Genomic DNA, 22,437 nt, shown 5'->3' with positions numbered 1-22,437 from the left:
TTACCGATGATCTTCATCGGCCGCCCGCCTGCCGGCACGGACGTCGTACGATCGGCCCCGAAGCGGGTCGCGGGGGTCGGCGGGGAGGTCAGAAGCCGCCGCGCTGCCAGGGCCCCCAGATGGCGAAGCTCATCCCCGCCGACGACTGGACGTTGACGTAGAGGGTGTGCCCGCCGGGACCGAAGGTCGAGCCGGCGAACTCGGCGCCGGAGTCCCCGGCGACGGGGGCCAGCCGGGAGAAGTCGAAGATCTCGCCACGGCTGGTGAGGCCGCGCAGGTAGTTGTCGCCCGAGCCGTCCTCGCACAGGACCAGCGTGCCCCGGGGGCTGGCGGTGACGTTGTCCGGCAGGTCGAGAGTGACCGAGCCCGGCGACTCGTAGACGAGCCTGAGCCTCCCGCTCCACGTCTCGTACGCCCACACCTGGCCGCGCCCCTTGCCGAAGCCGCTGGGCGGGGTGTCGCCGGGCGCGGTCGCGCCGCCCTGCGTGGAGGTGAAGTAGATCGTGCCGTGATGGTTGATCGCCCCCTCCAGCCGGGAGAAGAGCGCCGCCCCCTTGGCCCTGCCCTGGTTGCCGACCGCCTGGACCGCGAGGTCGTTGGCGGGGGTACCGATGAAGGTGGGGTCGGGGTCGTCGATGTCCACCCAGGTGGTCGCGTAGGTGGCCCCCTTGGACTGGCCGACCGAGAGGTCCTTGCCCGGCGCGCCCCGCACGGCCAGCATCTGCAGCCTGCCGCCGTCGAGGATGCGACCGGCCCGGAGCGGGTTCTTCGGCGGCAGGTAGCGGTAGAACCCGGAGGCGAACGCGAAGTTGTCCTCGGTGAGGTAGACGGCGCCGGTGAACGAGTCGAACGCGGCCGACTCGTGGGCGAACCGCCCGGCGCTCCTGATCGGTCCCGAGGCTCTGCCGTCGATCGGGACCTCGAAGATGTAGCCGTGCCTCTGGGTGAGCTTGCCGTTGTCCTGGCCGGTGAAGTCGTTGCCCACGTCCGGCCCGTTGACCGTCTCCTCGCAGGTCACCCAGGCACCCCAGGGCATCGGGCCACCCGAGCAGTTCATCTGGGTGCCGGTCAGGCTGGGGGCTGCGGAGATCACCTTGCCGTAACGGGTGACCCTGAGCGTGGAGGTGCCGCCGCCCGCCGCCGGGTCGTAGGCCCTGGCCGGGTCGCCGAACGCGCCGACCGGGCCGTTGACCTCGTGGTTGCGGACGAGGATCGCGGTGTTCGCGGGTCCGCGGAACGCGGCCATGCCGTCGTGCCTGGAGGGGACGGCGGACCCGTCGCCGAACCTGTCCCCGGCGACGCTGAAGGAGGCGTAGCGGAAGCCGTCGGGCAGGTGAAGCCGGACCGCGCCGTCCCGCTCGTCGGCGACCGGCCTCAACGGCCCGTACCCGCCTCCGGGGCGGGTCTCCCCGTTCAGCCCCGCCCGCGCGACGCCGGCGAACGGCCCGGCCACCCCTACCGTGGCCAGCGCACCACTACCGGCAAGGAAACGACGACGATCCATCTTGCGACTCCCTGAGGTCCGGTGGATTCACGCCACGTTAATCCGCCGTCAGCAGTCCGCTATATGGCATATATCGACAATTAACCATGCAAGAAAGCGGGCAGCTCCTATTCCCGCTTCTGCCCCTCGGTAATCCATAGGGGTTGTCCACAGGCTGTGGACAACCCCTGTCCTGGGCTTACTCCACCGTGACCGACTTGGCGAGGTTGCGGGGCTGGTCGACGTCGTGCCCCTTGGCGGTGGCCAGCTCGCAGGCGAAGACCTGGAGCGGCACCGTGGCGACCAGCGGCTGGAGCAGGGTCGGCACGGCCGGGATGCGGATCAGCGTGTCGGCGTACCGCTCGACCACGTCGTCGCCCTCCTCGGCGATGACGAGGGTCCTGGCGCCCCTGGCTCTGATCTCCTGGATGTTGGACACGATCTTGTCGTGGATCACCCGCTGGCCGGACAGCGAGGGGACGACCACCACGACCGGGAGCCCCTTGTCGATCAGCGCGATCGGGCCGTGCTTGAGCTCCCCCGCGGCGAAGCCCTCGGCGTGCATGTACGCCAGTTCCTTGAGCTTCAGCGCTCCCTCCAGCGCGACGGGGAAGCCCACGTGCCGCCCGAGGAAGAGCACGCACCGCTCGGCGGCCAGCGATCTGGCCAGCGCGCGGACCGGTTCGACCGTCGAGAGGACCTCGCTCACCTTCGACGGCATCTCCGCCAGCCGGTCGACGATCTGGGTGATCTCGTCGCCGAACTTGGTGCCCCGGACCTGCGCGAGATAGAGCGCCACCAGGTAGCAGGCCACCAGCTGGGTGAGGAAGGCCTTGGTGGAGGCCACCGCGACCTCCGGGCCCGCGTGCGTGTAGAGGACGGCGTCGGACTCGCGGGAGATCGTGGAGCCGTTCACGTTGCACACCGCCAGCACCCGGGAGCGCTGCCCGCGCGCGTGCCGTACCGCCATGAGCGTGTCCATCGTCTCGCCCGACTGGCTGATCACGACGACCAGCGTGTCCCGGGTGAGGATCGGGTCGCGGTAGCGGAACTCGCTGGCCACCTCGACCTCGCAGGGCAGCTGGGCCCAGTGCTCGATGGCGTACTTCGCGATGAGCCCGGCGTGGTACGAGGTCCCGCAGGCCACCAGGATGATCTTGTTGATGTCGCGCAGCTCCTGGTCGGACAGGCGCATCTCGTCCAGCACCAGCAGGCCGTCCTGGCCGACCCTGCCGAGCAGCGTGTCGGCGACGGCCCTGGGCTGCTCGGCGATCTCCTTGAGCATGAAGTGGTCGTAGCCGTCCTTCTCGGCGGCCGAGGCGTCCCAGCCGATGTGATAGTCACGCGTCTCGGCCGGAGCCCCCTGGAAGTCGAAGACCGTGATCTTCGAGGGACGCAGCTCGACCACCTGGTCCTGCCCCAGCTCCACCGCCTCGCGTGTGTAGGCGATGAAGGCCGCCACGTCCGAGCCGAGGAAGTTCTCCCCGTCCCCTCTGCCGACCACCAGCGGCGAGTTACGCCGCGCCCCCACCACCACCTCGGGCTCGTCCACCGAGACCGCGAGCAGCGTGAACGCCCCCTCCAGCCGCAGGCAGACCCGGCGCATCGCCTCCGCCAGGCCACCGGCGGCGAACTCCTCCAGCAGATGCGCCACCACCTCCGTGTCGGTCTCGGAGACGATCCGGTGGCCCTTGTCCTCCAGCTCACTCCTGAGCACGGCGAAGTTCTCGATGATCCCGTTGTGGATGACCGCGATCCGCCCGTGACAGTCGGTGTGCGGGTGGGCGTTGCGGTCGGTGGGCGCCCCGTGGGTGGCCCATCTGGTGTGCCCGATCCCGACCGTCGACGGCGGCGCGGGCCGCGAGACCAGTGCCGAGCGCAGGTTGGCCAGCTTCCCCGCCCGTTTCTCCACGACCAGGCCGCCGGATCCGACCAGTGCGATTCCCGCCGAGTCGTACCCCCGGTACTCCAGCCGGCCCAGTCCCTCGACGGCGACCTCGATCGCCTGCCGCTGTCCCGTATATCCCACTATGCCGCACATGACCTACCCCCTTCCCTGAGAGATCGGCCACCTTGTCTATGGAGAACCCCCCAGACACCCCAAGAATCCCGCCCGGCACCCGGCAGGATCGTACGCAGAGGCGATCAGTAGGCTTGCTGAACATGGCCAACGGTTTGGACACCGCGACACCGTACGTGCAGCTGAGCCGGGCTCAGTGGAGCGACCTGCGGAAGAACACCCCCCTGACGCTCACCGAGAGCGAACTGGAGGAGCTGCGCGGCGTCGACGACCCGATCGACCTGACCGAGGTCACCGATATCTACCTGCCGCTCACCCGGCTGCTCAACCTGCACTTCACCGGGGTCAGGCAGCGCAGCATGGCACTCAACACCTTCCTCGGCGGCGAGCGGCGGACGGCCCCGTACGTCCTGGGCATCGCCGGCAGCGTCGCGGTCGGCAAGTCGACCACCGCCAGGCTGCTGCACACCCTGCTGGCCCGCTGGCCGGAGCACCCCCGGGTGGATCTGATCACCACGGACAGCTTCCTGTTCCCGAACGAGGTCCTCACCGCCAGGGACATCATGCACCGGAAGGGCTTCCCGGAGAGCTACGACCGGCGGGCCCTGGTCAGGTTCGTCGCCGACGTCAAGGCGGGCCTGCCCGAGGTGACGGCCCCGGTCTACAGCCACCTGGAGTACGACATCGTGCCCGGTGCGACCCAGACCATCCGCCGGCCCGACATCCTCATCGTCGAGGGCCTCAACGTGCTGCAGCCCGCCCCGCCCACCGCGCTCGCGATCAACGACTACTTCGACTTCTCCATCTACGTGGACGCCAAGGTCGAGCACATCCGCGACTGGTACGTGGACCGCTTCCACAAGCTGCGGCAGACCGCCTTCGAGGACCCGAAGTCCTACTTCAGGCACCTCGCCGAACTGTCCGAGGAGCAGGCGACCGAGTTCGCCAAGGACATCTGGCGCGACATCAACGAGCGCAACCTCCTGGAGAACATCGCCCCCACCAGGGGCCGCGCCGACCTGGTCCTGCACAAGAGCGCCGACCACTCGGTCAGCCGCGTCCGCCTCCGCCGCATCTGACTTTCCGCCCCTTTCGCCCCCTGGGATCAGCGTCCGTCAAAAGCGCGTCGAGTGGTCGGCGTCTGCGCGCCGGTGGAGGTGGTCAGGCGTCGGCCTTCGCCGGTGAGCAGTACCTGCGCTGCCGCGACGCCTACGTCGTCTCGCCGCTCGGCCTCGGACCCGCCGTACGGGGGGGAGTACCCCGACGGCCTGGACGGTCCGGCCCCGGCCGCCGGAAAACGGCTTTCTGAACGGACCGGCGCTGTGGCAGGGTCGGCCGGTGACTGTTTCCCGTGGTGAACTGCTCCGCTGGCAGTTCGAGCTGACCTGGTCGCTGTTCGAACTCCATCTGGAGCGGTTGCGGCCGGAGGACTTTCTCTGGGAGCCCGCGCCCCACTGCTGGACGGTGCACCCGGGCGTCGACGGGATGTGGGTGCCGGACTGGGACGATGCCGAGCCCGATCCCATTCCGGTCCCCACCCTCGGCTGGGTCACCTGGCACATCGGCTGGTGGTGGACGGTGACCATCGACCACGCGCGGGGGCGGACACCACGTGACCGGGAGGAGATCGGGTGGCCGGGCGACGGGCAGGCCACCGTCGACTGGCTACGCGGCCTTCGCGTGGAGTGGCTGGCGGTGCTGGACCGGCTCACCGACGACGACCTGGACGCCCCCGCCCCCTTCCCCTGGCCGGACAGCCCCGAACTGACCGTCGCCCACATGATCGCCTGGGTCAACTCCGAACTGATGAAGAACATCACCGAGATCGGCCAGCTCCGCCTGCTCCGCGCCGCGTCCGCCGGATGACAGGTCGGAGATTCTCCGGGCTTCAGTGAGCCGCCCACAGGTCCTAAGGTTGGCCCGTGTTGCATCTGCGCGTGATCAGTCCGCCGGAATTGTCGGACGGGGTACTGGAGGTGCTCGAAACCTGCGTCGGCGTGGTCAACATCGTCGTGCTTCCCGGTGCCGCGCGCTCCCCCGCCGGGGACCTCGTCCAGTTCGACGTCGCCCGCGAGGCCGCCAACGAGGTGATCGAGTACCTGCAGCGGCTCGGCCTGCACACCGAGGGGTCGATCGCGGCCGAGGAGGTCGACCTGTCGATCTCGGAGGTGTCCGAGCGCGCCCAGGAGGAGGCGCCCGGCGACGGGGACGACGCGGTGGTCTGGGCGGAGTTCGCCCAGCGGGTCGGCGACGACTCCCGGCTCACCTGGGCCTTCCTCGCGTTCCTGGTGATCGCCACCCAGATCGCGGCGATCGGTGTGATCGTCAACTCGCCGATCCTCATCGTCGGCGCGATGGTGCTGGGGCCGGAGTTCGGTGCGATCGCGGCCATCTGCTTCGGCCTGATCCGTGCCGACCGGCAGCTGATCGGCCGCGCGCTCCGTACCCTGGCCGTGGGCTTCGCCGTCGCCCTCGCGATCACCTTCGCCTGCGCGCTGGCCTGGCGGTGGCTGGGCTGGATCGACAGCGGCTCGCTGCGGACCGGGCACGAGGAGATCGAGTTCATCGTCAAGCCCGACAGGTGGTCGTTCATCGTGGCGCTGCTCGCCGGGGCCGCCGGGGTGCTCTCGGTGACCGCCGGCAAGTCATCGGCGCTGGTCGGCGTCTTCATCTCGGTCACCACGGTCCCGGCCGCGGGCTACTTCGCGGTCGCCGCCGCGCTGTCGCGCTGGGGCGACATGGGCGCGTCGGCCGTCCAGCTCGGGGTGAACATCGCAGGAATGATCATCTCCGGGGTGCTGACGCTCCTCGTGCAGAGGGCCTACTGGTCCCGGTTCGGCATGCGACTTCCGGTACCCCCCGGCAGGCGGTGAACCGCCCTTTTGGACGAGGGGGATTCCTTCGTACGGCTGAGGTGTCCGTCCGCGACGGCGGATAGTGTCCCGGTATGACTATCCTCGCCACCGAGGGACTGACCAGACGTTTCCCCCGGGTGACGGCGCTCGACCAGCTCACCGTCACCGTCGGCCCCGGTGTGACCGGTCTGGTCGGCGCCAACGGCGCGGGCAAGTCCACGCTGATCAAGATCCTGCTCGGCCTGCTCGAACCCAGCGCCGGCCGCGCCCAGGTGCTGGGCATGGACACCGCGACCAGGGGCGCGGAGATCCGCCGGATCGTGGGCTACATGCCCGAGCACGACTGCCTGCCGCCCGATCTGTCCGCCACCGAGTTCACCGTGCACATGGCCCAGATGTCCGGCCTGCCGCGCACCGCGGCCCGCGAACGCGCCGCCGACGTGCTGCGCCACGTCGGGCTGTACGAGGAGCGCTACCGCGCGATGGGCGGCTACTCCACCGGCATGAAGCAGCGGGTCAAGCTGGCCCAGGCCCTGGTGCACGACCCGCGCCTGGTCCTGCTGGACGAGCCCACCAACGGCCTCGACCCGCAGGGCCGTGACGAGATGCTCGCGCTGATCCGCAGGATCGGCTCGGAGTTCGGCATCAGCGTGCTGGTCACCTCCCACCTGCTGGGCGAGCTTGAGCGGGTCTGCGACCACGTCATCGTGATCGACGGCGGCAAGCTGCTGCGCTCCTCGGCCATCGGGGAGTTCACCCAGCAGACCCAGACCGTGACCGTCGAGGTGGAGGAGGGCCAGGACGCGCTCGTGGCCCGGCTGACCGAGCTGGGCGAGACCGTCACCCCGCACGGCAGGATGCTGCTCGTCCACGTCCGCGCGCCGGAGACCTTTGATGTCCTCCGCGACGCCGTCTGCGAGCTCGATCTCTGCCTCGTCCGCCTGGAACAGGGGCGCCAGCGCATCGAGGACGTCTTCAGGGAGCCGGCCAATGTCTGAACCCACGGGTGTCATCCACGACATCGGATACCGCCACTACGACGGGGTGCGGCTCGGCCGGGGCCACGCCACCGCCGCGCTGACCGTGCACAGCCTGCGCGGGATCTTCGGGCTCGGCCGCACCGCCCGCTCCAAGATCATTCCTTTCATGCTGGTGGGCATCATGTTCCTGCCCGCCGTCGTCTCCATCGCGGCGATGGCGCTGATCAAGCAGGAGGGCATGCGCTACACCGATTACGCGGTCTTCATGCAGGTCGTGCTCGCGATCTTCCTGGCCTCCCAGTCGCCGTACGCCGTCGCCCCCGACCTGCGCTTCCGGGTGCTGCCGCTCTACCTGTCGCGCCCGGTGACGCTCTGGGACTACGTCGGGGCGAAGCTGGCGGCGATGACCGCGGCGATGTTCCTGCTGCTGGCGGTGCCGCTCACCGTGCTGTTCATCGGTGAGGTGGTCATCGACCTGCCCGGCGACACGCACACCGTCGAATACCTCACCAGCATGGCCGGCGCGGTCGGCTACGCGCTGCTGCTGGCCTGTCTCGGCATCGCCATCGCCTCGTTCACCCCCAGACGCGGTCTGGGCGTGGCCTCGGTCATCGCCCTCTACCTGCTCACCTCCGCCGTCTCCACGGTGCTGTACGGGGTGCTGGAGTCGATGGGCGACGACGCCACCGCCGCGTGGGCCTGGCTGATCAACCCGTTCTTCCTGGTGGACGCCGCCGTGCACGTCGGAATCTTCGGGGCGACCCCCGCCTCGAACGTCATCTACCCCTCGGGCGCGGGCAGCCTGGTCGCCGGAGTGATCATGATCGCGCTGATCGGCCTGTCCGTGACGGCCCTGATCGCGCGCTACCGGAAGGCGGCCTCCCGATGAGGATCGAACTGGCCCAGGTCTCCCGCTGGTACGGCAACGTGGTCGCCGTCAACGACATCACCATGACCGTCGGCCCCGGCGTCACCGGGCTGCTCGGCCCGAACGGCGCGGGCAAGTCCACGCTGCTGCACATGATGGCCGGGTTCCTGGCGCCCTCGGGCGGCACCGTCGCCCTGGACGGCGACCGGATCTGGCGCAACCACCAGATCTACCGCTCCATCGGCCTGGTCCCCGAGCGCGAGGCCGTCTACGGCTTCCTCACCGGCTGGCAGTTCGTACTGTCCAGCGCGAAGCTGCACCGCCTGCCCGACCCCGAGGACGCCGCCCGCAAGGCGCTCGCCCTGGTGGAGATGGAGAGCGCCAAGGACCGCAGGATCGAGACGTACTCCAAGGGCATGCGCCAGCGCGTCAAGGTGGCCGCCGCCCTGGTGCACGACCCCCAGGTCCTGCTGCTCGACGAGCCGTTCAACGGCATGGACCCCCGCCAGCGCCTGCACCTGATGGACCTGGTCAGCGCCATGGGCGCGGCGGGCAAGACCATCCTGTTCAGCTCGCACATCCTGGAGGAGGTGGAACGCGTCGCCCAGCACATCGAGGTGCTGGTCGCGGGCCGGCACGCCGCCTCCGGGGACTTCCGTGAGATCCGTCGCCGGATGACCGACCGCCCGCACCTGTTCCGGGTCCGCTCCAGCGACGACCGCCGCCTGGCGTCCGCGCTGATCGCCGACGCCTCCTCGGGCGCGGTCTCGCTGACCGAGGCGGGCCTGGAGGTGCAGGCGGTCGACTTCCGGCGCTTCACCCGCCTGCTGCCCAGGGTCGCCAGGGACGCGGACGTACGCGTCTGGCAGGTCTCCCCCGCCGACGAGGACCTGGAGAGCGTCTTCTCCTACCTGATCAACAGGAGCAGCTGATCATGAACGGTGTCATCGCCGGAATCTCCTACCGGGCCCTCCTCGGCCGCCGCCGGATCTGGCTGCTGATCATGCTGCCCCTGGTGCTGGTCGTCATGGCGGCCCTGCTGAACCTCATCGGCGCCGCCGACGAGCGGACCGCGGTCACGCTCATGCGGACCTTCGCCATCGGCACCATGCTGCCGCTGCTCGGCCTGATCGCCGGGACCGGGGTGATCGCCCCCGAGATCGACGACGGCACGATCATCCACCTGCTGGCCAAGCCGATCTCCCGCCCGGTGATCGCGCAGACCAAGTTCGTGGTCGCCGCCTCGATGCTCGCGTTGTTCGCCGCCGTACCGACCTTCGTCGCGGCCTACCTGCTGGTCAACCTCGAATCCGGGATCGCCTACGGCTTCGCCCTCGGTGCCCTGGTCGGCGGGATCGCGTACGCGGCGGTGTTCATGCTGCTGGGTGTGCTGACCCGGCACGCGGTCACCATCGGCATCGTCTACGCGCTCGTCTGGGAGGGCGTGGTGGGCAACTTCGTCCCCGGTGCCCGGAGGTTCTCCATCCAGCAGTGGGCCCAGTCGATCGCCGACCAGGTGTCCTCCTCACCGTTCTTCTCCACCGAGATCACCCTCGGCTTCGCCGTACCGGCCCTGCTGATCATCACCGTCGGCGCGGTGGTCTGGTCGGGCCAGCGCCTCCGCGGCTTCTCCCTCACCGGCGACGAGTAGGCCGTGGGCACCCCCCACGGCCGGGGGTGCCCACATACCGGTTCATCTCGCCCGTGTCATGAGGCTGGGCGCGGATCGTTACGAGGGCGACCGCCCCAGGTGACGGCGGAGTCTGGTGCGGCGGAGGGCCAGGAGCACGGTCAGGGCCAGGGCCAGCAGACCGGCGCCCGCACCCGCGTACCACAGGCGGCCGGTCACGGGGTTGGCCGCCTCGTGGGCGGCCGCCTCGGCGGCCGCGCCGGCCGGCAGCTGGTCGGAGTGGGTGGCGCAGACCAGGGGCTTGTCGTCCGTCTTGACGCTCGCACAGGCGACAGTGGCCAGGCGGAGCAGGTCCTCCGGGGTGTCTCGCACCTCGGCGGTGGTGTGGAAGACGGCCTTCTTGCCCGCCGGCACATCGGCGGTCCAGAGGACCTGGCCCTCCTCCGCCCGGCCCTGGCCGTCGGCCGAGACGAAGTGCAGGCCGGTCGGCAGGCTCTGGGTGATCCTGAGCTCACGCGCCTTGTCCGTGCCGACGTTGTTGACGGTGACGGTATAGGTGAACCGGTCCCCCGCCTCGGCGGTGGTCTGGCCGTTGTCGATGCTGATGCTCAGCCTGGGGGCGGCCACGATGGCCGCCTTCACCTCCTTGTCGTCGGGGTGCGGTTTGAGCGCGAACGCCGCCGAGGGTGTGGCAAGGGCGACGACCAGGACCGCGCCGGGTCCGCAGAGAGCGGCGGCACGCCGCGTGATCACTGCCATGGCTTGCTCCTTCACGTTGTTCGGGTTCGAGTGAGAGGTGCTTGGTGGACCCCACCGAGTTCCCGGCGGGGGCGTCTGCGCGTCAACTGGCCGTCGCGACGTAGGTGAGCGTCGCCGAATAGCCGCCGACCGGGACAAGGGGGATGTAACCCTCGAAGTCATTGCCGATGGCGTCCCCGCCGGGAGCGGACGGACCGTCCTGCTGGTGGACGAGTACCGGGGTGCCGACTGAGACGGCCTGGAAGGCCGACGTGCCGCTCTCGCGCACGCGCAGGTTCCCGATCGGGATGGTGACGTCGTTGCCGGGCTGGTCCGAGGTGAGCTCGGCCGAATCCGCCTGCACGGTGACGCTGTAGCCGTCGACGCTGTTCGTGATGACGGTCATGGTCACGGCTCCGTTGCTCCTGGCCGTCGAATCCGGAGTGCCTGCCAAGACGAAGCTGCTGGTCAGGTCGGTGAGGGTGATACTGGTGGGGGTCAAGGTGATCACGACCGAGCACCGCGGGTCGGCGCCCCCGACCGGACAGTTGCTACCCGTCGTCGCCGAGGTGACCCGATTGTCGAGAGTTCCGTCACCCGTGACCTCCTCACCCGTGATCTCCTCGTCGGTGACGACGGTGAAGGTGATGACCGCGCTCGCCTCCATCGGCAGCGCTCCGGTCCAGCCGAGGACCCCGTCGGCATAGGTGACGGTGCCGGTGGAGGCGCTCGCGTCGTTGTTGTAGACGGCGTCGTCGAGCACCCCGGCCAGCGAGTCGGTGACCGCGGCAGCGGCGTACGGGGTCTCACCGGTGTTCGTGACCGTGATCGTGTACTGGACGGTGGCATCCGCCACCACGGCACCGCTGTTGTTCGCGGTCTTGGTGATGGTGAGACCGGGGGTCAGGACGGTGACGGTCGTGGTGCAGCCCGGATCGTCTCCCCCTTCGGGGCAGGTCGATCCGGCGGTGGCGGAGACGACGGTAGTGGTCATGATCCTGTCGCCCTGAGGAGGATAGATGCCGGTGATCGAGTAGGTGACCGTGGCGGTGGCGCCGATGGCGAGGTCGCCACTCCAGCCGAGGACGCCGTCGGTGAAGGTGACGGTGCCGGCGGAGGCGCTCGCGTCGTTGCCGTAGGTGGCGTCGTCGAGCACCCCGGCCAGCGACTCGGTGAACGCGGCACCGGCGTAGGCGGTCTCACCGGTGTTGACCAGGGTCACCGTGTAGTGGACGGCGCCCCCGGCGACGACGGTGCCGGTGTCGGCGGTCTGCGTGATCGTGAGCCGCGGCACCAGGGCGCGCACGAGCGTCGCGCACGCCGGGTCGGTGCTGCCCACCGGACAGGTGCTGCCCGGCGTGGTGGAGCTCACGCCGCTGGTCAGGGCCTTGTCCCCGGGGTCGGGATCCTTCACCGTGATGGAGTAGGTGATCGCGGTGCTCGCGCCCATCGCGAGGGCGCCGGTCCAGGTCAGTTTCGGCGCGGTGTAGTCGAAGACGCCGGTGGAGGCACTCGCGTCGCCGTTGTAGACGGCGTCGGGGAACACCCCGTCGAGCGCGGCGACGACGGAGGCCGCGGCGTAGTCCGTCTGCCCGGTGTTGGTGACCGTGATCGTGTAGCCGACCGTGCTCCCGGGGGTCGTGGTCGCCGTGTCGGCGGTCATGGCGATGCTCAGTGCCGGGATCAGGATGGTGACCGTGGCACTGCAGGCCGGGGCGGTGCCGCCCACCGGGCAGGTGCTGCCCGGTGCGGACGAGGAGACGACGCTGGTCATGACCGTGTCTCCGCGGTTGGGGTCGCCGGTCTTCACCGTGTACGTGACGGTCACGGTCGCCCCGACCGCCATATCGCCGGTCCAGGTCAGGGTCTGCCCGGCAACGGCGACCGTGCCGGCCGTGGCGATCGCGTCATTGTCGTAGACGGCCTCGTCCAGCACGTCGGCGAGAGCGTTCACGACGCTCACGCCTTCGTACGGGGTCTGGCCGGTGTTGGCGATCGTGATCGTGAAACGGGTGACGCCGCCGGGGGTCGTGGTCGGCCGGCCGGCGGCGATGGAGACGGCCAGTCCGGGGATGAGCACGGTCACCGTCGAGGTACAGGCCGGGGTGCCGCCCCCCACCGGGCAGGTGCTGCCCGGCACGCCGGAGGCGACGGTGTCGGTGAGCAGCAGGTTGCCGGTGTCCGGATTGTTGACGGTGACCGAGTAGCCGATGGTCACCGTCACCCCGACCGCCAGATCACCGCTCCAGGTCAGGGTCTGCCCGGCAACGGCGACCGTACCGACCGTGGCGGTCGCGTCCCCGTTGTAGTCGGCGTCGTCCAGCACCGCCGCCAGCGGATCGGTGACGGTCACGCCGGTGTAGTCCGTCTGCCCGGTGTTGGTGGCCGTGATCGTGTAGCCGACCGTGCCGCCGGGGGTCGTGGTCACCGTGTCGGCGGTCTTGACGATGGTCAGCGCCGGGACGAGCACGGTGACGAGTGTCGTACAGGCAGGGGTGGAGGCGGTGGACGGGCAGGTGCTGCCCAGCGTGTCGGAGGAGACCTCGTTTTCGATCAGCTTGTCACCCAGGTCGGGGTTGTTCACGGTGACCGAGTAGGTGATCGTCGCACTCGCGCCGACCGCCAGGTCACCGGTCCAGGTCAGGCCGGGGCCGGTGAAGGCGACGGTGCCGCTGGTAGCGCTCGCGTCGCCGTTGTAGACGGCGTCGGTGAGCACCTGCGAGAGATCGTCGGTCGCCGTCGCCCCGGTGTACGGGGTCTGGCCGGTGTTGGCGACCGTGGTCGTGTAGGTGATGGTCCCGCCGGGAGTGACCGTCGTCCGGTCCGCGCTCGTGGAGAGGGCCAGGACGGGGGTCAGCACGGTGACCGTCGAGGCACAGAGCGGGTCGGTGCTCCCCACCGGACAGTTGTTGCCCAGCGCGCCGGAGGTCATGACGGCGTTGAGCACCTTGTCGCCCGGATCGGGGTTCTGCACCCTTACCGAGAAGGTGATGGTGACATTCGTGCCGATCGGGAGAAGACCGGTCCACACCATCTGGCTGGTCGCGGAGGTGAAGGCGAGGTTGCCCGACGAGGCCGTTCCGTCACCGTTGTAGACCGCGTCGTCGAGGATCCCGGCGAGCAGGCCGTTCACGGTGATGCGGCTGGTGTACGGCGTCTGCCCGGTGTTGGCGATCGTGACCGTGTAGGTGACGACCCCGGTCGGGACGGCGGTGACGACGTCCGCCACCATAGTGATCTTGATCCTGGAGATCAGGACCTCGTCGAAGCAGCGGGGGTCCGTGCTTCCGGTCGGGCAGGTACTGCCCGCGGTGGCCGAGGTGACCGTGTTGGTCAGCTTCTGGTCACCGGTACCGGGGGTGTTCGTCGTGACGCTGTAGGTGAGGGTGACCCCCTGTCCGGGGTTGAGAGCTCCGGTCCAGGTCAGATTGGGACTGGTGAAGGTGACGGTGCCGCGCGTGGCGCTCGCGTCGCCGTTGTAGACGGCGTCGTCCAGCACCCCGGCCAGCGCGTCGGTGAACGTCGCCGCGGCGAAGGGGACCTGTCCGGTGTTGGTGGCGGTGACCGTGTAGCCGACCGTCCCCCCGGGGGTGGTCGACGTGACGCCGGGCGTCTTCACGATCGTCAGGAGTGGCGTGAGAACGACGATCCCCGAACGGCAGGCCGAGCTCCCGCTGCCGGGCGGGCAGGTGCTGCCCATCTCGGTGGAGGCGACGCCGTTGCTCAGAAGCTTGTCACCGGTGGGAGGGCTGACCGAGGTGACGGAGTAGGTGACGGTCGCGATCGCGCCGACCGCCAGGTCACCGGTCCAGGTCAGGACCTCGTCCGCGAGGCGGACCGTGCCGGTCGTCGCCGCCGCGTCGCCGTTGTACGTCGCCGCGTCCAGCACCCCGGTCAGCGAGTCGGTGACGACGGCGCCGGTGTACGCGCTGTTCCCGCTGTTGGCGATCGTGACGGTGTAGGCCACCGGGTCACCGGGGACCACCGCGCTCCGGTCCGCGACCTTGGTGATCGTCAGACCGGGGGTCAGCACGGTGACCGAGGTGGTGCAGCCGGGAGCGGTCGTCACGGGACAGCCGCTGCCCTGTGCCGAGGAGACCGAGGTGAGGGTGATCAGCTTGTCGCCGGTGTCGGGGTTGTTCACCGTGAGGCTGCCGGTCAGCGTGACACTGCCGCCCACCGGAATGTTTCCGGTCCAGGTCAGCCCGTCGAGGCCCAGTGACAGCGATCCGGAGGTGGCGCTCTGGTCCCCGTTGGAGACGCTGTCGTCGACGCCCTCGATCCCGTTGAACAGGACGCTGATCCCGTGGTACGGCGTCTGTCCGGCGTTGGTCATCACCGACGTGTAGTGCACCACCTCGCCCGGCAGGTAGGTCGCCGCGTTGGACGTGGTCACGATGGTCAGCTTGGCCACGGTCACGGTGACCGAGCAGCGCGGATCGGTGCTCGCCGCGGCGCAGTTGCCGTCCGGTGAGGTCGAGACCAGGGTGTTGACGAGGTTCCCGTCGGGCGAGGTGTTCACCGTCACCGAGTAGACGACCGTGGTCGACCCGCCGGCCGGGACGGTTCCGGTCCAGGTCAGGTCGGGCGCGGTGTAGCCGACGGTGCCCGTGCCCGCCACGGCGTCGTTGTTGTAGGTGCTGTCGTCCAGGACGTCGGTCAGGTCGTCGGTGAACGTCGCGCCGACGTAGGGCGTCAGCCCGCTGTTGCTGATCGTGACGGTGTAGGTGACCGTCTCGCCCTGCCCGGCCGAGGGGGTGCTCGCGGCCTTGTCGAAGGTCAGCGTGGTGAGCCCGGTGACCGGGACGCTGGTGCCGCAGCGGGGGTCGGTCCCACCGGACGGGCAGTTGTTGCCGGAAGTGGTGGAGGTGATCGTGCTCACCAGGTTCGCGTCACCGGTCACCGGGTTGTCGACGGTGACCGAGTAGGTGATCGTCGCGCTCGCGCCGGGCACGAGGTTTCCGGTCCAGGTCAGGTTGGGGCTGGTGTAGGACATGCTGCCGGTCGTCGCCGTCGCGCCGCCGTTGTAGACCGCGTCGTCCAGCACACCCGCCAGCGACTCGGTGAACGTCGCCCCCGTGTAGGGAAGCTGCCCGGTGTTGGTGACGGTGATCGTGTAGGTGACCGTGCTCCCCGGCACCGCCGTGGTGGGAACGTCGGTCTGGGTGATGGTCAGCGCGGGGATGAGCACGATCACGGTGCTGGTGCACTGCGCGTTGCCACTCGCCGGAGCGCAGTTGCCGCCGATGGTGGGCGAGGAGATCGTGCCGGTCAGGTTCCTGTCGCCGGAGTCGGGGTTTCGTACGGTGACCGAGTAGGTGATCGTCGCACTCGCCCCGACCGCCAGATCACCGGTCCAGGTCAGGTTGGGGGCGGCGTAGGAGACGGTGCCTCTCGTCGCCGACACGTCGCCGTTGTAGACCGCGTCGTCCAGCATGCCCGCCAGCGACTCGGTGAACGTCGCACCGGTGTACGGCGTCTGCCCGGAGTTGGTGACGGTGACCGTGTAGTTGACGGTGCCACCCTGGACCGTGACGGGGGTGTCGGCGATGTTGGTGATCGTCAGGCCGGGGACGACGACGTTGAGCAGGGCCGTGCAGCGGGGGTCGGAGCCGCCGGCCGGGCAGTTGTTACCGGGAGCGGCCGAGACCAGGGTGCCGGTGACGATCTTGTCCCCGGTGGGGGGATTCTTCACGGTCAGGGTGCCGGTGACCGTGACGGTGCCCCCGACGGGAATGTTGCCGGTCCAGGTGATGGCCGTGGCGCCGAGGACCAGCGTCCCCGAACTCGCGGTCTGGTCCCCGTTGGGGACGGCGTCGTCGACGGTGCCGGCGATCGGACTGGAAATGCTGATCCCCGTATAGGGGACCTTCCCGGTGTTGCTGAACGTGGCGTTGAGCCGGATCGTCGACCCCGGTGTGGCACTGCTCCCGACGTAACTCTGCGAGATGACCAGCCGCGCCACCGCCACCACGACGGTGCAGCGCGAATCGGTGCCCCCTGCCGGGCAGTTGCTCCCCGTGGTGGACGAGACGGCGGTGCTGGAGAGCAGCGCGTCTCCGGTGTCGGGATTGTTGACGGTGACCGAGTAGGTGATCGTGGCACTCGCGCCGACCGCCAGGTTACCGGTCCAGCCCAGGTTGGACCCGGCGAGGGTGACCGTACCCGTCGTGGCCCCGGCGTCCGCGTTGTAGGTCGCGTCGTCCAGCACCCCGGTCAGCAGGTCGGTGACGGCGGCCCCGGTGTACGGGGTCTGCCCGGAGTTGGTGACGGTGGCCGTGTAGTGGACGGTGGCCCCGGGCGTCGTCGTGCCGGTGTCCGCGCTCACCGCGATGGTCAGCCTCGGCACCAGGACTGTCACCACCGAGACGCACCCCGGGCCGGTGCTCCCCGCCGGGCAGGTGCTGCCCGGGGCGGACGACACCGCGGTGTTGGTCATCACCTTGTCGCCGCGGTCGGGGTTTCGCACGGTGACCGAGTAGGTGACGGTCGCGCTCGCCCCGATCGCCAGGTCACCGGTCCAGGTCAGGTTGGGAGCGGCGTAGGAGACGGTGCCGGTCGTCGCGGTCGCGTCGCCGTTGTAGTCGGCGTCGTTGAACACCTGGGCCAGCTGGTTGGTGACCTGGGCTCCGCTGTAGGGGGTCTGCCCGGTGTTGGTCACCGTCGTCGTGTAGGTGACCGTGCCACCCGGCGTGGTCGTCTGGGTGTCGGCGGTGTTCGTGATCGTCAACGCCGGGACCAGGACGGTGACCAGGGTGAAGCAGCCGGGCGCCGTCGCACCGATGACCGGGCAGCCGCTGCCCGGAGCGGCGGAGGTGACGGCGCTTCTCAGGACCTTGTCGCCGGTGTCGGGGTTGTTCACGGTGACCGAGTAGGTGATCGTGGCGCTCGCCCCGACCGCGATGTCCCCGCCCCAGGTGACCGAACCGTTCGGGGACACGCTGACACTGCCCGAACTGGCCGTGAGGTCGCCGTTGTAGGTCGCGTCGTCGAGCGTGGCCGAGACATCGATCACGGCACTGATGCCCGTGTACGGGGTCTGCCCGGTGTTGGCCAGCGTGGTGGTGTAATTCACGACGCCCCCCGGGGTCGTCGTGGCCACGTCCGTCCCGGCGTTGATCGTCAGCTTCGGGACGAGGACCGTCACGCTGCTGGCGCACCGGGCGTCGCCGCTGCCCGCGGGGCAGTTGCTGCCGGCGGTGGCCGAGGTGAGGGTGTCGGTCAGCGTCCTGTTCCCGGTGTCGGGGTTGTTGACGGTGACCGAGTAGGTGATCGTGGCACTCGCCCCGACCGCGAGGTTGCCGGTCCAGGTCAGCGTGGAGCTCGCGAAGCCGACCGAGCCGCTGGTCGCGGCGGCGTCCGCGTTGTAGGTCGCGTCGTCCAGCACCCCGCCCAGCGCGTCCGCGAACGTCGCACCGGTGTAGGCGGTCTGCCCCGAGTTGGTGACCAGCACCGTGTAGTTCACGACCGAACCGGGGGTCGTGGTCGACGTGCCGACCGACTTGGCGATCGTCAGGCCGGGGATCAGGACCGTGACGGTGCTGAAGCACCCGGGGGCCTGGTTGCCCACCGGGCAGTTGTTGCCCGGTGCGGCCGAGGTGACGGCGGTCCGGAGGACCCTGTCTCCGGTGTCGGGATTGTTCACGGTGACCGAGCCGGTGATGGTGACGCTCGCGCCGATGGCAAGGTCACCTGTCCAGGTGAAGGTGCCGTTCAGGTTGTTGACGACGGTGCCCGACGTCGCGGAGAGGCTGCCGTTGACCGTCGCGTCGTCCAGCACGCCCGCCAGCGAGGCGGTGAAACTCGTCCCGGCGTACGGGGTCTGCCCGGTGTTGGCGGCCGTCAACGTGTAGTTCACGACCGAGCCCGGCGTGGCCGTGGCCACGTCCGCGCTGCTGCTGATCGTGAGACCCGGGACCAGGACCGTGACGGTGGCGGTGCACGACGCGGCGCGGTTGCCGGCCGGACAGGTGCTGCCGGGGGTGCCGGAGGTGATCGTGTTGGATACGGTCCGATCCCCGCCGTCGGGGTTTCGCACCGTGGCCGAGTAGGTGATGTTCGCGCTCGCACCGGGAGCGAGGTTGCCGGTCCAGGTCAGGTTGGGGCCGGTGTACGACACGCTGCCGCTGGAGGCGGTCGCGTCCGCGTTGTAGACGGCGTCGTCGAGCAGGCCGGCCATCGAGTCGACGAACGTCGCGCCGGTGTACGGGGTCTGACCGTTGTTCGTCACCGTGACGGTGTAGCCGATCGTCCCTCCGGGAGTCGTCGTCGCGACGCTGGCGACCTTGGCGATGGACAGGCCGGATACGGTCACCGTGGCGGAGCATCGGGGGTCGCCGCCGCCACTCGGGCAGGTGCTGCCGACGGTCGACGAGGTCACCGCGTTGGCCAGCACCTTGTTACCGGCGCCTGGGCTGCTCACCGTGACCGAGTAGGTGATGGTGGCGACTCCGCCGGCCGGCACGTTTCCGGCCCAGTTCAGGGTCTGACCGGTCACCGAGACCGAGCCGATGTTCGCGGACGCGTCACCGTTGTAGGTCGCGTCGTCGAGGACATCCGCCAGCGGGTCGGTCAGTGTCGCCCCGTTGAAGGCACTCGACCCGGTGTTGTTCACGGTGATCGTGTAGGTGAGCCTGTCACCAGGTACCACCGAGGAGGCGCCGGCCGTCTTGACCATGACCAGCGGTCCGGCCACCATGACCAGGGTCGCGGACTGGGTGGCGGCCAGGCCGGCGGCGTCGACCACCCGGAAGGTGACGGGGTAGCTGCCCGTCGTGGTCGGGGTGCCCGACAGCAGACCGGTGGAGGCGTTCAGGGTGAGCCCAGGGGGCAGGCTGCCCGCGCTGACCGACCAGGTGTAGGGCGTGACCCCTCCGCCGACGGTCAGCGGGACGCTGTAGGAGACTCCGACCTGCCCTGCCGGTGGCGCGGGGAAGGTGAACGCCGGCAGCGCCGCGATCGTCAGGCTCACCGTCCTGGTGTCGCTCTGGTTCAGGGCGTCGAGCACCTTGACGGAGAAGGAGAAGGCGCCTCCGGCCGTCGGGGTGCCCGAAAGCACGCCGGTGGAGGCGTTCAGGGTCAGCCCCGGTGGCAGACTGCCCGCCGTGACCGACCAGACGTACGGCGCGGTCCCCCCGGTGACGGTCAGCGGGATGCTGTAGGGGATGCTCACCTCGCCGTTGGGCGGCGCCGGGAACGTCAGAACGGGTGCCGCCGCGATGACCAGGGTGACCGCCCGGGTGGCGGTCACGTTGCTGGCGTCCGTCACCTGAGCGGTGAAGGAGTAGCTACCTCCCAGAGTGGGGGTACCGGACAGCACGCCGGTGGAGGCGTTCAGGGTCAGCCCCGGCGGCAGGCTGCCCGCGCTGACCGACCACACGTACGGGGTCGTACCACCGGTGACCGTCAGCGGCACGCTGTAGGCGACGTTCACCTCACCGGCAGGCGGCGCGGCGAAGGTGAACGCGGGAGCGGAGTTGGGGACGACGGTGGCCGACAGGTCGGACGGCGCGCCGGAGCCCGCCGCGTTCACGGCGGCTACGGTGAACCGGTACGAGGTCCCCGGTGTCAGACCGGTGACGACCTGGGTGGTCGCATTGCTGTTGAACGTCTGGGGCGACTGCGCGACGCCACCGATGTAGGGCGTGACGATGTAGCCGGTGATGTCGCTGCCGTTGGTCGCCGGTGCCGTCCAGGTGAGGTTCGCCGAGGAGGTTCCGGCGGTGGCCGAAGCGATGGTCGGCTTACCGGGAACGGCGTACGGGGTGACCGCGTTGGACGCCGGACTGGCCGACCCGGTGCCGAAGGCGTTCGTGGCGGTCACCGTGAAGGTGTACGGCACACCGGTGGTCAGCCCGCTCAGCGTCCGGGTGGTGGTCGAGGCGTCATAGGCCACCGAGGTCTGGGCCACCCCGTTTTTGTACGGGGTCACCAGGTAACCGGTGATGGCGCTGCCGTTGTTGTTCGGCGCCGTCCAGGTCACCGTGGCGCTGCTCACCCCCGCCGTGGCGGTGGGGGCGGCGGGCGCGGCCGGGGAGGCGGCGTAGATGTAGGTGGCGGACGCGGCGAGTCCCAGGGTGACCACGGTGACCGACACCGACGCGCTGGCGGCTCGGGCCGGCATGGCGGGAATGGTCAACGTGCCGTTGGCATTGGCGGTGAAACACCCGGTGGTGGCCCCCGAGGCGCAGGGCAGCAGGACGACGGCGGTGCCGGCCGCCTGCTCGGCGGCGGTACCGATCATGATGGCCGTCGCGTTGGAGATGTTCGTCCCGCTCACGGTGTTCGAGGAGCCACCGGAGATCGACCCCGTCGTCGAACTCAGGCTGATGCCGCTGGGCGCCGACGGCAGCGTTCCCTGGGTCGTCGTCGTCGAGTAGGCGGGGTTGGCGTCGATCGACGAGGAGGTGACCACGGTCGCGGTCTGGATCAGGGTCTGGGTGACACCGGTCCCGGTGACGACGCCCGTCACCGTGATCGGCGATAACGTCGCTCCGGCCGCGAACGGGACGTTGCTGTTGGTGCACGTGACGGACTGCCCGACCGGCGCCGCGCAGACCCATCCCGTTCCGTAGGCGCCGGTGGGCACCACCCCGGCCGGCACGGTCTGGGTCATCGAGATCGGCGAGGACTCCGCGATGCTGTCCGTGCCGACGCCGGAGACGACGCTGTAGGTCACGGGGGCGCCCGGCGCCGGCGTCGTGGCGCTGTAGCCGGTCTGTGCGACGGTCAGCTGGGGGACCGAACTGGTCGTGGTCACCGTGGCCGCGTCGACCTCGTGGAAGTCGGTCACGCTTCCGGTGGAGGCCACCCAGCCGAAGGCCAGTTGCCGGGGAGTCCCGTTGGCGTTCAGCCAGCTCGCCGGGTACAGGCCGGTGGGAACCGTCGGAAGGCTACCGGTCAGGGTCTTGTTCGTCCCGCCCACCAGAGTGACCACCACCACGTAACTGCCGGGCGGGACCACCAGTCCGGCGGCGGTGGTCAGCGACACCGCGGTGGGGTTGATACCGATCTGAACAGGAACGGCGGTACGGCTGGTCGCCCGCAGCGCCAGCGGGGTGGCGCTCGTCGAGGCGGCCGTGGTGTTGAGCGCGCAGTATCCGACAGTGCCGTTGCCCGGCCCGCGGATGACGACCTGGCCGGGCACCCGGACACCCGTGCCCGACAGGTTCGTGCAGCCGGTTCCCTGGTAGGTGCTGCTGCTGAAGTTTCCGTACACGTCGAGACCGATACCGAGATACCCGTACGCCATGCCGACCACGGAGCTGGTCCCGGAGTAACCGAGGGCACCGCCCGACTGGCCGATGTTGGCCGGAGACTTCGGGTTCGCCGGATCGACCGCCGCCAGCACGAAGGCGATGCCGTCGGCTCCGCTCCCGCCGTACTGGTAGGTGTTGAACGTCACGTCGAGCCCCTGCGAGGCGGGCACGCTGACCGCGCCGAAGAGGCCGCCCTCCTTGCTCGTCGTCGCGTTCGTCAGGCGCAGCTTGCCCGAGCCCTGACTGTCCGTGTTCCCGCTGCAGCTCTGCAGGACGCCGGTGCCGGTGTTGCCGGAGGCGGTCAGGCAGGCGTAGTTCGACCCGGACGAACCGCTCGGCAGCGCGGGCAGCACCACTGCACCGGTGCCGTTGGCCGTGTTGTTGTGGAAGGGCTGGTTGAACACGACGGTGCCGGCCGCCGACGCGGCCGTCACCGGGGTGAGTACCACGGACGTGCCGAACAGGGCCAGGGTGAGAAACCTGGCGAGCCCCCGCTCGGACCGCGACAGCGGGCCGGCGGCCCGGGCAATGGTGAACAGCGGCACGCCACCCTCCGATCGGTCGTGATACCGGCGGCCTGCCGCCGTACGGGCGCTGCGCGAGCA

The 22,437-nt window shown here is 69.8% G+C and carries 11 protein-coding genes; 7 read left to right on the top strand and 4 right to left on the bottom strand.

Going from position 1 to position 22,437, the window contains the following annotated elements; translation table 11 throughout:
- Nucleotides 1-88 precede the first annotated feature (88 nt).
- Together ABT061_RS01395 and glmS are read right to left on the bottom strand one after the other, a co-directional pair.
- Nucleotides 89-1,504 (bottom strand): PhoX family protein, encoded by a 1,416-nt coding sequence (locus ABT061_RS01395; RefSeq protein ID WP_350911419.1) that lies wholly within the window; start codon nucleotides 1,502-1,504, stop codon nucleotides 89-91.
- Nucleotides 1,505-1,682: 178 nt separating this feature from the next.
- Nucleotides 1,683-3,524: a glutamine--fructose-6-phosphate transaminase (isomerizing) gene (glmS, locus tag ABT061_RS01390; protein ID WP_350911417.1), complete on the bottom strand. Its 1,842-nt coding sequence runs from the start codon at nucleotides 3,522-3,524 to the stop codon at nucleotides 1,683-1,685.
- 122 nt (nucleotides 3,525-3,646) lie between these two features.
- Between glmS and coaA the strand changes: the two genes are divergently transcribed.
- From coaA to ABT061_RS01355, 7 genes are all read left to right on the top strand, one after another.
- Nucleotides 3,647-4,582, top strand: coding sequence for a type I pantothenate kinase (gene coaA / locus ABT061_RS01385; RefSeq protein WP_350911415.1), 936 nt, complete (start codon nucleotides 3,647-3,649; stop codon nucleotides 4,580-4,582).
- A gap of 259 nt (nucleotides 4,583-4,841) precedes the next feature.
- Nucleotides 4,842-5,369: a DinB family protein gene (locus ABT061_RS01380; RefSeq protein WP_350911413.1), complete on the top strand. Its 528-nt coding sequence runs from the start codon at nucleotides 4,842-4,844 to the stop codon at nucleotides 5,367-5,369.
- Between the two features lie 56 nt (nucleotides 5,370-5,425).
- The gene (locus ABT061_RS01375; RefSeq protein ID WP_350911411.1) at nucleotides 5,426-6,376 is read left to right on the top strand and encodes a DUF389 domain-containing protein; all 951 of its coding nucleotides are present in this window, start codon (nucleotides 5,426-5,428) and stop codon (nucleotides 6,374-6,376) included.
- 74 nt (nucleotides 6,377-6,450) lie between these two features.
- Nucleotides 6,451-7,356, top strand: a complete 906-nt coding sequence (locus tag ABT061_RS01370) for an ABC transporter ATP-binding protein (RefSeq protein WP_350911409.1) — start codon at nucleotides 6,451-6,453, stop codon at nucleotides 7,354-7,356.
- Complete coding sequence (locus tag ABT061_RS01365) at nucleotides 7,349-8,227, top strand: ABC transporter permease (RefSeq protein ID WP_350911407.1); 879 nt, start codon at nucleotides 7,349-7,351, stop codon at nucleotides 8,225-8,227. Before ABT061_RS01370 ends, ABT061_RS01365 begins: the two co-directional genes overlap by 8 nt.
- The gene (locus ABT061_RS01360) at nucleotides 8,224-9,138 is read left to right on the top strand and encodes an ABC transporter ATP-binding protein (RefSeq protein WP_350911405.1); all 915 of its coding nucleotides are present in this window, start codon (nucleotides 8,224-8,226) and stop codon (nucleotides 9,136-9,138) included. The genes ABT061_RS01365 and ABT061_RS01360 overlap by 4 nt, the downstream gene beginning before the upstream one ends.
- A 2-nt stretch (nucleotides 9,139-9,140) precedes the next feature.
- Nucleotides 9,141-9,857 (top strand): ABC transporter permease, encoded by a 717-nt coding sequence (locus ABT061_RS01355; protein ID WP_350911403.1) that lies wholly within the window; start codon nucleotides 9,141-9,143, stop codon nucleotides 9,855-9,857.
- Between the two features lie 78 nt (nucleotides 9,858-9,935).
- Here the strand turns inward: ABT061_RS01355 and ABT061_RS01350 are convergent, their stop codons facing one another.
- The gene (locus tag ABT061_RS01350) at nucleotides 9,936-10,595 is read right to left on the bottom strand and encodes a hypothetical protein (RefSeq protein WP_350911401.1); all 660 of its coding nucleotides are present in this window, start codon (nucleotides 10,593-10,595) and stop codon (nucleotides 9,936-9,938) included.
- An 82-nt stretch (nucleotides 10,596-10,677) separates the two neighbouring features.
- Nucleotides 10,678-22,377 (bottom strand): DUF7927 domain-containing protein, encoded by an 11,700-nt coding sequence (locus tag ABT061_RS01345; protein WP_350911399.1) that lies wholly within the window; start codon nucleotides 22,375-22,377, stop codon nucleotides 10,678-10,680.
- Nucleotides 22,378-22,437: the final 60 nt, after the last annotated feature.

The sequence above is a fragment of the Streptosporangium sp. NPDC002544 genome, assembly GCF_040295965.1.
Taxonomy (GTDB): Bacteria; Actinomycetota; Actinomycetes; order Streptosporangiales; family Streptosporangiaceae; genus Streptosporangium.
The sequence above is the reverse complement of the archived record's forward strand: the minus strand, read 5'-3'. Positions and strand labels throughout refer to the sequence as shown.

Excerpts from the sequence above, each read along its gene's own strand:
- glmS (WP_350911417.1), bottom strand. The coding sequence starts at position 3,524 with ATGTGCGGCATAGTGGGATATACGGGACAGCGGCAGGCGATCGAGGTC.
- coaA (WP_350911415.1), top strand. The coding sequence starts at position 3,647 with ATGGCCAACGGTTTGGACACCGCGACACCGTACGTGCAGCTGAGCCGG.
- ABT061_RS01350 (WP_350911401.1), bottom strand. The coding sequence starts at position 10,595 with ATGGCAGTGATCACGCGGCGTGCCGCCGCTCTCTGCGGACCCGGCGCG.
- ABT061_RS01360 (WP_350911405.1), top strand. The coding sequence starts at position 8,224 with ATGAGGATCGAACTGGCCCAGGTCTCCCGCTGGTACGGCAACGTGGTC.
- ABT061_RS01370 (WP_350911409.1), top strand. The coding sequence starts at position 6,451 with ATGACTATCCTCGCCACCGAGGGACTGACCAGACGTTTCCCCCGGGTG.
- ABT061_RS01365 (WP_350911407.1), top strand. The coding sequence starts at position 7,349 with ATGTCTGAACCCACGGGTGTCATCCACGACATCGGATACCGCCACTAC.
- ABT061_RS01355 (WP_350911403.1), top strand. The coding sequence starts at position 9,141 with ATGAACGGTGTCATCGCCGGAATCTCCTACCGGGCCCTCCTCGGCCGC.
- ABT061_RS01395 (WP_350911419.1), bottom strand. The coding sequence starts at position 1,504 with ATGGATCGTCGTCGTTTCCTTGCCGGTAGTGGTGCGCTGGCCACGGTA.